The sequence below is a fragment of the Abyssibacter sp. genome (assembly GCF_964229365.1).
Classification (GTDB): domain Bacteria; phylum Pseudomonadota; class Gammaproteobacteria; order Nevskiales; family OUC007; genus Abyssibacter.
The window spans coordinates 1-10297 of sequence record NZ_CAXRDQ010000085.1 but is presented as its reverse complement, the minus strand read 5'-3'; the positions used below and the strand labels follow the sequence as shown (position 1 = coordinate 10297).

The 10297-nt window shown below is 61.7% G+C and carries 7 protein-coding genes and 1 pseudogene; 5 read left to right on the top strand and 3 right to left on the bottom strand.

The features are described 5' to 3' along the window. Together ACE1EY_RS14180 and ACE1EY_RS14175 are read left to right on the top strand one after the other, a co-directional pair. Positions 1 to 641, top strand: a pseudogene (locus tag ACE1EY_RS14180) (pyridine nucleotide-disulfide oxidoreductase); the annotation flags it as partial. 116 nt (positions 642 to 757) lie between these two features. After that, positions 758 to 2707 (top strand): hypothetical protein, encoded by a 1950-nt coding sequence (locus ACE1EY_RS14175; RefSeq protein ID WP_291514248.1) that lies wholly within the window; start codon positions 758 to 760, stop codon positions 2705 to 2707. 90 nt (positions 2708 to 2797) lie between these two features. Here ACE1EY_RS14175 and ACE1EY_RS14170 read toward each other — a convergent pair whose 3' ends face one another. The 3 genes from ACE1EY_RS14170 to purT form a co-directional block, all read right to left on the bottom strand. Further along, positions 2798 to 3241, bottom strand: a complete 444-nt coding sequence (locus ACE1EY_RS14170; protein ID WP_370300473.1) for an EF-hand domain-containing protein — start codon at positions 3239 to 3241, stop codon at positions 2798 to 2800. A gap of 324 nt (positions 3242 to 3565) precedes the next feature. After that, positions 3566 to 4495 (bottom strand): hypothetical protein, encoded by a 930-nt coding sequence (locus ACE1EY_RS14165; RefSeq protein ID WP_370300472.1) that lies wholly within the window; start codon positions 4493 to 4495, stop codon positions 3566 to 3568. A gap of 332 nt (positions 4496 to 4827) precedes the next feature. Next, positions 4828 to 6033 carry a formate-dependent phosphoribosylglycinamide formyltransferase gene (gene purT / locus ACE1EY_RS14160; protein WP_370300471.1) on the bottom strand — a complete coding sequence of 402 codons (1206 nt, stop codon included), beginning with the start codon at positions 6031 to 6033 and terminating at the stop codon, positions 4828 to 4830. A gap of 133 nt (positions 6034 to 6166) precedes the next feature. Between purT and ACE1EY_RS14155 the strand changes: the two genes are divergently transcribed. From ACE1EY_RS14155 to ACE1EY_RS14145, 3 genes are all read left to right on the top strand, one after another. After that, positions 6167 to 7279, top strand: coding sequence for an S-(hydroxymethyl)glutathione dehydrogenase/class III alcohol dehydrogenase (locus ACE1EY_RS14155; RefSeq protein ID WP_370300474.1), 1113 nt, complete (start codon positions 6167 to 6169; stop codon positions 7277 to 7279). Further along, positions 7279 to 8124 (top strand): S-formylglutathione hydrolase, encoded by an 846-nt coding sequence (gene fghA, locus ACE1EY_RS14150; RefSeq protein ID WP_370300470.1) that lies wholly within the window; start codon positions 7279 to 7281, stop codon positions 8122 to 8124. The genes ACE1EY_RS14155 and fghA overlap by 1 nt, the downstream gene beginning before the upstream one ends. Before the next feature lie 209 nt (positions 8125 to 8333). After that, complete coding sequence (locus ACE1EY_RS14145; protein ID WP_370300469.1) at positions 8334 to 10118, top strand: DEAD/DEAH box helicase; 1785 nt, start codon at positions 8334 to 8336, stop codon at positions 10116 to 10118. The last annotated feature ends 179 nt before the right edge of the window (positions 10119 to 10297 follow it).

Genomic DNA, 10297 nt, shown 5'->3' with positions numbered 1-10297 from the left:
CCGATCGCACCATCGTCGCCGATGACTTTCTGCGCCCCAAGTATCCGAACATCTACGTCGCGGGCGATGTGGCCGGGCCGTACCAGTTCACCCACACGGCTTCGCACATGGCCTGGTACGCCGCGGTCAACGCCCTGTTCGGTCAGTTCAAGCGGTTTCGCGTGGACTATTCAGTTGTGCCCTGGGCGACATTCACCGATCCCGAAGTCGCCCATGTGGGCCACAACGAGACCTCGGCCCGGGAGGCCGGCGTCGAATACGAGGTCACGACCTATGGCATCGACGATCTGGATCGCGCCATTGCGGATTCCGAAGCGCATGGCATGGTCAAGGTGCTCACCGTGCCCGGCAAGGACAAGATCCTCGGCGTCACCATCGTCGGCGAACACGCCGCCGAGTTGCTGGCCGAGTACACCCTGGCCATGCGCCATGGCCTCGGCCTGAACAAGATCATGGGCACCATCCACGTCTACCCAACGTTGTCAGAGGCCAACAAATACGCCGCGGGGCAATGGAAGAACGCCCACAAGCCCGAAGGCGTACTGCGCTGGGTGGAACGGTTTCACGACTGGCGACGCAAGGGTGGGGGCGGGGACCGGCCATCGGTCTCAGAGGTCCAGGCGAGAGAGGTTGGGCATTAGGCGCATTCATTCAGTGTCTTTGGCCTGAGCGCCATAAGAGTGGGAAAAATTTCCAAAAAACACATTGCAGCCCTAAAGTGAACCTATAGCCTGCGCTTGGTTGAACTGGGGTCAAGATGAACAATCGAATTTTTCCGGCTTATTGCCTGGGGCTGGTCATCGGTGCCCTGGTGTTGGCGTCATGTTCCGATGAGGCGGAGTCGGATGGTTCTGGGGGCGTCATCCAGGTGTCCGGAAAAACGTTGTTTCCGGCACTGAGCGGAGCCACGCTAACGGCCCATGCCGGTGAGCAGACGCTGACGACGACCACCGATGCGCAGGGCCGATACAGTCTTGCGCTGCCGCGCAGTTGGATGGATGGCGATGTGCTCTGGCTTGAAGTCACGGGGACATATCGCGAGATTCCCGTTCGCATGGACGCATTGCTCGGGACGAGCGCCGAGGTTCGAGCGCTCGCGGGCGGCGATGATGAGCTTTCCGACGACGACAGCAGTCGGGTCAATCTGACCCCCGTCAGTACGGCCGAAATGGCTCAGCTACGGGCGCGGTTCGGCGAGAATCTCGCTATCAGCGAGAATGGACCGCGTACTGTCGATCCGCAGTTCATGTTGCAGACTGCCAGTGCCCTGCAGCTTATAACCAGTGACGAGCACCCTGAGACGCTCTCGGATGAATTTTCCGATACTGCGGCGTTCGCCTCTGACGTCGCTGCGGTGCTGGCGTTCGTCGACGCGATTTATGACGCCGGTGGCGCCGAACGATTTCGCGCTGTGGAGCGCGGCTTCATCGACAGGCCAGGTTTCGTGGAGCGTGTTCGTGAGCGACCGACAACCGCCTTGCTCCGCCTGCTTGGCCAGTCCGACGACTTCAACCGCGTCAATGTGCTGCGGGCGTATTCGCTGGAGGCAGACGGTGGTGGCGATACCTACTCTGCATCGCATGATTCTCAGGTGACATGGTCCCAAGCGGAGGGAGGTGAGTTCGTCGTGAGCTTCGCTCAGAGCGATTCACTGCTGTCCGAAGGCACGACCTACTTTTGGACCGAGTCTGCGCTTTTCCCTTTTCGACCAGATCGGGTGCAGTCTCGGGATACCTACGAGTACCAAGCGCCAGACCGCCAACTGGCGGTGCTGTCAACGGTTGTCACCAACGCGGGCTGGCGATATCTATCCGACAACGGCGTGTACGCCGACTTCCAGCAGAGTATCAACATCGAAGTGGATGACTACGTCGCGGTTCCAATCTTCGAGTACACGGGGTCCGGTTCGTTTTACCCAACTCCTGAGGTCAATGCTGATCTTCTGTGGTTCGCGACGGAGACGACCGGTATCGCACTGCTCAGCGAGCGATCATTTAGCTGGGAACGGTTACAGGACGCCATCTTTCTGGTGTTTGATGATGGGACAACCGCCACCTACCGCGGGCAGAGGGAGGTCGATGAGTGTGCGAGCCGTTGGATGGCTGATCTGAGAGGTCCTCAGGGTGAGCGCAGGCTCGATGTGGTCTCCGCCTTGTGCGGAATCGGAATACAGGCTTTCCAGGCGGAGATAGTCCCTGGCATGTATTACCAGTTCGGGCGCGGGGACGAACAGCAACCACATCAGCCTCAGCTAAAAGGGTTCGCCTTGCGTTTTGACCCCGACGGGACGGGTTCGCACGTCGATGACTACATTGCCGAGGATTCGTCGGGTGCGAGCGTGGTGGTGACCGTGGATGACAGCACCGATCCGGCCAGCCGATTTCACTGGTCGGTTCTTCCGGATGGTCGACTGCGGCTAAAGCGCTACCGAAACACGGCAACCGAGACAGGCGGTTGTGCGCCTTCCGAAGAGGACTGCGCCGAATACGATCGCCGGGATATCACGCTGATCAACACCATCGAAGGCCGGTACTACTGGATCGAAACGCGGCAGATTGGAGCCCCGAACGATGCCGATGAGGGTAGCGCCAACGCAGCCCGCTATTACGACAAGCTTCCGACATCGTCGACGAAGCGCAGCGTATCCGACGCTTTACCGTCCCCGACCGCTCATTCTGCTGAGCGGCTAGACCGTTTGCCCTTGTAGCCCGCGCTGTTTCGCTGGCCGGTGTCGGCGTCCAAGCGCAGGCCAGGTTCAAGGCGGGCCTCGCGCCGCGCCGATCCGGCCGCGTGAGACTTATTTCCGTTTTGCCTTGTCAGCCTGCACAAAGGCGGCGAACTCTTCCTGCGTGACGCCACCATCGCCATCGGTGTCGGCGAAGTCGGCCATGGGCGTCGGCGCCGCCAGATACTCCTCGCGGGAGATGTTGCCGTCGCCGTCGGTGTCGATGGCCTCGGCGATGTCGTCGCCCTGACCCTGCATGCGGTCACGCAGGCGCTGTCCGCGACCCTCGGCGGCCTGTTGCCGTTCCTCGGCGCTAACCAGGCCGTCGCCGTTCTTGTCGATGCGTGCGAAGACGGCTTCCCGTTGGGTGGTCAGTTCCGCCCGTGTGATGACACCGTCGCCATCGGCATCCATGTGCTTGAACAGTCGAGAACCGTCACCTGCGCCGGCATCGGCGGCGCTGATCGTGAAGATCAAGCTGGCGGCGAGTGCCGCGGCGTATTTCGTGGTTGTCATGGCGTGCGACTCCTGAGTTTGGGTGGTGCCGGCTTGCGGCACTTGGGCTGCGCTACGGCGAGAGCTTAGGCGGCGTTTCCGTGGCGGAGTTCCATTGAAGAGTTGACAGGCGATGCCCTTATTTCGCGTATCACCTGCTGATTTGGACGTAGCGCGGAACAAACCGTGACGGGACGTCCAATGAGTAACGGATCGGCCCGTGATGATGTATTGCCCCCGCCACGGGGCAGAAATAGATTGCAGCGTAGAACCGTCCGACTCGCTGAATCCCATCTGGACCGGCATGATGCTTCGTGCCCAAATGCCTTGAAGGCATCCGTGGCCTCAGAACTGACAACGATTCACCAGTTCCTGGAAATAATAAGTTTGTGATTCGCCATTCACCGTAACGACCAACCCTATTGAGTCAACAACCGCCGTTGCTGTGTTCCCGCTGGAGTCGGTGACGAGGATTTCGCCATTGTTGGTGAATTGATACCCGGAATAGCCTTCGTAAATCCAGAGAGGTTCCGTCGTTTCATAGGTTGCACTGCCGTTCGCGCATCCGGTTAAAAATTCTCCAAGATTTGAATCCATTGTGCCGTTGAATGCGTACGTTTCGTATTGGTCAAAAAAGTCTACGAAATAGGACCATTGATAGTCTGCGTATTGGAAATCGATATCCGCAGAAAAGTCGTCTCGGATCGATATGCTGCGGTTTCCGTTGAATATAAGCATCGACGACTCGCTCCTGTCATCGTTTGTGTAGGTAGAGTCCACTGATATTTTTCGAGTGCTCGTTCGAGTGCCGCGACTGTACTGGCGCTCCACCACGAATGGAGCTTCTTCAACCCCGCGAGTCACGTGAAATCTACCTTCGCAGTCGTTGTCGCGCGCTGGCCCTCCACCAACATCATCCGCGCATCGACTGATCACTACGCCGTTGATGAGTTCATAGTCGTCACCGCTTGTTCCGTACCGGCAATCGGAGTAGTCGTAGCGCCCAGATTCATCATCGTAGGTGTAAAAACCCGCGTCGCAGTTCTCAGTGACCAGCTCCTTGGTGAGTGGTGCAGAGGCATGCCAAGAGTGAACTTTTTTTCCGGAAAGTTGAGCGGATTGGCTTGTAAATGCCACAGAAAGGAAGGCCGCTGCGTCATCAGGATTTTCGATAGAAGACGGGCCCGGCTCGAAGTTTGAGGATGATCCTCCTCCACCACAGGCTGTTAAGAGGGCCAACGAAACAATTGAGGCTGATGTTTTTAACCTGTTCATCATTCTTCCTTCTGTGTCTAAATCGCGCGTTGATGATGGTTTTGGCGTCATCCTGATCGCGCGCTCACGAGTAGGGTGTGGGCGTTTGTGATTCTAACTTGCAAGTTAGAAAAAAGCATAGAGCACATTCGGGAAGCGCTGCGCTATTCACGCGACCAAATTGCTGCCGGCAAACAGGCCAAGCAAGGCGTGAGACATGAAGGTTGGGCATTCCAAGTAAGCGACGTGCGTCCATTCGCCGGGAGCGAATTGACCCCGCCGAAGGCGGGCCTGCAAGGGGCACATGGGCGCGCCGACGAACGCCGCATGATCTGTTATCAGACGCAATCGGCTTACGGCGTGTTGATTTCGACAGCCTGAGCAACGCGAATTGCGGTCGCTTTGGCGTGGTGGATGTCTTGCCCGCTCGCCAACGCCACACCCATGCGCCGCCGCCCCTTGACGCTGGGCTTGCCGAACAGGCGCAGCTGGGTACCCGGCTCGGCGAGTGCTTGGGCCAGGTTGCCGAACTGTGGTGCCGACTGATCTCCCTCAATGAGCAGCGCGGCTGACGCCGAGGGACCCAGCTGCCGGATGGCCGGCACCGGATGCCCGAGTATGGCGCGCACGTGCAGCGCAAACTGGCTGAGATCCTGCGAGATCATTGTCACCATGCCGGTGTCATGGGGCCGTGGTGAAACCTCCGAGAACCAGACCTCGTCACCTTGCACAAAGAGTTCGACGCCAAACACGCCGTACCCGCCCAATGAGTCTGTGATCGACAACGCGATGGCCTGCGCGCCGGATAGCGCCTGTTCGGACATCGGGTGCGGTTGCCAGGATTCGCGGTAGTCGCCGTCTTCCTGTCGATGACCGATGGGGGCGCAGAAGCTGGTGCCGGCGCTGTGGCGCACGGTGAGCAGCGTGATTTCGTAGTCGAAGTCGATGAACCCTTCGACGATTACGCGTCCCGCGCCGCTGCGCCCGCCTTGCTGTGAATACACCCAGGCGCTCTCGATGTCGGCGTCGCTGCGGATGACGCTCTGGCCCTTGCCCGAGCTGCTCATCACCGGCTTGATCACGCAAGGCGTGCCCACGGCCGACACGGCCTCGCGGACCCCGTCCAGGTGGTCGGCAAAACGGTATGGCGAGGTGGGCAGGTTCAGGGTTTCGGCGGCGAGCCGGCGGATGCCTTCGCGATCCATGGTCAGATTGGCCGCGCGTGCGGTCGGAATGACGTTCCAGCCTTCCTGCTCCAGCTTCAGCAACTCCTGGGTTGCGATGGCCTCGATCTCGGGGACGATATAAGCCGGCCGTTCGGTCTCGACCGCGGCGCGCAGTGCGTTCGCGTCGAGCATGTCGATAACCTGCGCGCGGTCGGCGACCTGCATCGCGGGTGCATTGGGGTAGCTGTCGGCTGCGATGACTTCCAGGCCCAGGCGTTGGGCTTCGATGGCGACTTCCTTGCCCAGCTCGCCGCTACCCAGCAGCAGCAGGCGGGTGGCATTGGGGGAGAACGGTGTGCCGAGCGTGTCGGCGGGAGCGTCGGATTGAGCCATGGTCTGCGCCAGTGGGGCGGGTTGGCGGCGAAATGTAGCAAGCCGGCAGCGCTGGTGCCGCCCATCCGTGCGATTGCGGCAGAGCTTGCTTAGACTCCTCGACCCGGAACAACGAGGAACAGAGTCCATGGATGTGATCAAGACGCGCGCGGCAGTGGCCTGGGAGGCCGGCAAGCCTCTGAGTATCGAGACGGTCGATTTGCAGCCGCCGCAACGAGGCGAGGTGCTGGTGCGTCTGGTCGCGACCGGTGTCTGCCATACCGATGCGTTTACGCTGTCCGGTGACGATCCCGAAGGCATTTTTCCGTCCATCCTCGGTCATGAGGGTGGCGGTGTCGTCGAAGCGGTGGGCGAGGGCGTGACTCGGGTCGGGGTGGGCGATCACGTGATTCCGCTCTACACGCCGGAATGTGGCGAGTGCAAATTCTGCACCTCGGGCAAAACCAACCTGTGCCAGGCGATTCGCACCACGCAGGGCAAGGGGCTGATGCCAGATGGCACGTCGCGCTTCTCCATCGACGGTCAGCCGATCTACCACTACATGGGCACGTCAACGTTTTCCGAATACACGGTATTGCCGGAGATTGCGCTCGCGAAGATCAGCAAAGCGGCGCCGCTGGAGAAGGTCTGCCTGCTCGGCTGCGGCGTGACCACCGGCATGGGCGCGGTGATGAACACGGCCAAGGTCCAGCCGGGCGACACGGTGGCGATCTTTGGGCTGGGCGGCATCGGGCTGTCGGCGATCATCGGCGCGACGATGGCCAAGGCCGGGCGCATCCTCGCCATCGATATCAATACATCCAAGTTCCCGATTGCACAGCAGCTGGGCGCGACCGACGTGGTCAACCCCAAGGACTTCGACAAGCCGATCCAGGAGGTCATCGTCGACATGACCGACGGCGGCGTGGACTACTCCTTCGAGTGCATCGGCAATGTTCATGTGATGCGCTCCGCGCTGGAGTGCTGTCACAAGGGCTGGGGCGAATCGGTGATTATCGGCGTGGCCGGGGCGGGCGAGGAGATTTCCACGCGGCCGTTCCAACTGGTGACGGGTCGCGTCTGGCGCGGCACCGCGTTTGGTGGCGTCAAGGGTGCGTCGGAACTGCCGGGTTATGTGCAGCAGTATCTGGACGGCGTATTCGAACTGGATACCTTCATCACCCACACGATGCCGCTGGAGGAGATCAACACGGCGTTTGATCTCATGCACGAAGGCAAATCCATTCGCTCCGTGATCCACTACTGATGTCCGAACTCGAACTCGTCGATACCAAGCTCGTTTTCGGCGGCGAGCAACGCCGGTACCAGCACGATTCGGCCGCGACGCAGTGCCGGATGACGTTTTCTGTCTATCTGCCGCCTCAAGCGGGCGAGCGGAAGGTGCCGGTGCTGTACTGGCTGTCTGGGCTGACCTGCACGGATGAAAACTTCTCGACCAAGGCCGGTGCGCAGCGCGTCGCGGCGCAGCTGGGCATCGCCCTGGTGATGCCCGATACCAGTCCTCGTGGCGAGGGCGTGCCAGACGATCCCGAAGGGGCTTACGATTTCGGCCTCGGCGCAGGTTTTTACGTCAATGCCACCCAGTCACCTTGGTCCGAGCATTATCGGATGTACGACTACGTGGTCGAGGAATTGCCCGCGCTGGTCGAGAGCGCCTTGCCGCTGGACGGTCGGCGCGCCATCGCTGGGCATTCCATGGGCGGGCACGGCGCGTTGATGATCGCCTTGCGCAATCCGGATCGGTATCGCTCGACTTCGGCGTTCTCGCCCATCGTCAATCCGGCCGGGGTCCCCTGGGGCCAGAAGGCCTTGGGGCGTTATCTGGGCGAGGACGAGGCGGCGTGGCGGACCTACGACACGGTGGAGCTGATCCGCAAGACGGATGTGCACCTGCCGCTGCTGGTCGATCAGGGCACGGCCGACAACTTCCTGGAGGCCCAGCTCAAGACCGAGCGCCTGGAATCCGTCTGCGAGGACACCGGCTACCCGGCGATGATTCGTATGCATGGCGGTTACGATCACAGCTATTACTTCATCGCCAGTTTCATCGAGGATCACCTGCGGTTTCACTACGCGGCCATCACCGCGTAGCCGCGCGCGATTGTGGGGCTCCGGGGGGCGGGAAAATCGGGCGCTGTGAGCCGTTGGCCAGATGCTGTCGGGTGATCGCGGCGCTTTGTTCTATAATGCCGGTGGCTTTCTCCGGCCAGCGGTCGGCTTTGCAGCCGCCTTCCCCCTTCCGAATCCCGCGCGGATCGGACCGATGTCCATGCACATCACCCCACTCGTGAGCACGTCCCTTGAACACTGAATCCTCGCCGTCCGGCTTTGCCTCGCTTGGCCTGGCGGATTCCATCCTCGCCACCGTGGCGGAGCTGGGCTACACCACGCCATCGCCGATCCAGTCGCAGGCGATCCCGTACCTGCTCGAAGGCCGCGATGTGCTGGGCATGGCCCAGACCGGCACCGGCAAGACAGCGGCGTTCGCGCTGCCCTTGCTGACAATGCTGGCGCAAGAGGCCGGTACGCGCGGCAAGCAGCGTGCGCCGTCGGCGCTGATTCTGGCGCCGACGCGCGAGCTGGCGCAGCAGGTGGCCGAAGCCTTCGAAACCTACGCCAAGGGTTTGTCCGGGTGTCGGGTGATCGCAGTCTACGGCGGGTCGCCGTATCCGCCTCAGACCCGCGCCCTGCGCTCCGGCGTGGACATTGTTGTCGGCACGCCGGGCCGGGTGATGGACCACATGCGCAAGGGTGCGCTGGATGTGTCGCATCTGAAGATGCTGGTGCTGGACGAAGCCGACGAAATGCTGCGCATGGGCTTCATCGACGATGTGGAATGGGTGCTCAGCCACACACCTGACGACCGGCAAATCGCGCTGTTCTCGGCGACCATGCCGCGTCCTGTTGCGCGCATTGCCAACGAGCACCTGAACAACCCGGCCGAGGTGCGGGTCAAGCAGGCCACCGCCACCGCGACGACCATCGAACAGCGTTACGTCATGGTGCACTCGGGGCAGAAATCCGAGCTGCTGGCGCGGTTGCTGGAGGTCGAGTCGCCGGATGCCGCGATGGTGTTCGTGCGGACCAAGGTCGCGACCAGCGAGGTGGCGGATTTTCTACGCGAACGCGGCCTCGCCGCCGAGGCATTGAGCGGCGACCTGTCGCAGGAACAACGCGAGCAGACGGTGCAGCGGCTGCGCGACGGACGCATTCAAGTCGTTGTCGCTACCGACGTGGCGGCTCGCGGCCTGGACGTGGAGCGCATCAGCCACGTGTTCAACTACGACATGCCAGGTGATCCGGAGGTCTACGTGCACCGGATCGGGCGCACCGGCCGTGCCGGGCGCGAGGGAATGGCGATTCTGTTCGTGCAGCCGCGCGAGCAGCGCATGCTCAAGCTGATCGGCAAGGTCACCCGCAGCAGCGTCGAACCCATGGAGCTGCCGACGGTAGCGGCGGTGAACGCGCATCGGCTGCAAGCGCTCACCGAACGCCTTCAGGGCCATGCCGCGGCCGGACTCGACACCTACCGTGAGCTGGTTGCACAAATGGCCGAATCCACCGGACTGGCGCCGGCAGACCTAGCCGCCGCGCTCATGGCCGAGCTGAACCGTGGGCAGCCCTTCCTGCTGCGTGAAAAAGAAAACATCAAGTCGCCCAGGGCCCCGCAGGAGCGAGGGACCGATGACAAACGCGGCCGCCGCCTCGAACGTGGCCAGCAGGCGGTGCCTGATGGCTACCGCCGCTACTGGATTGCCGTCGGCCGGGAGCACAACGTCAAGCCGGGCAACATTGTCGGTGCCATTGCCAACGAGGCGGGTATCGAGGCCGGTCACATCGGCCGCGTGGAGTTGCGGGAGCGGTTCTCCGTGGTCGACCTGCCGGAGGGGATGCCGCGCGAGGTATTCACGCATCTCAAGGGTGTCTGGGTCTGTGGTCAGAAGCTCTCGATTCGTGACTTTGAGGAGCGTCCCAGCGGCGCACCCAGCGCCAAGGGCAAGCCTACGGGTGGCAAGCCGGCGGGCGCCAAGCGAAAAGGCGCGGGCAAGCCCAAGTCAAAAACCAAGGCAAAACCGAAAGCCTAGGGAAACGCGGGTCTAGGGAAACACTGACCTATTCCCGCCGCCAAGTTGCCGCCTGAAAACAGGCCAGGCAAGGCGCGAGAAGTGAAGTTGGGTCATTCCAAACAAGCGACGAGTAACGCCGCATGGCCTGTTTTCAGGCGCACTCCGTACGGAACGGGCCGGGTTTCCCGCAAGCCTGC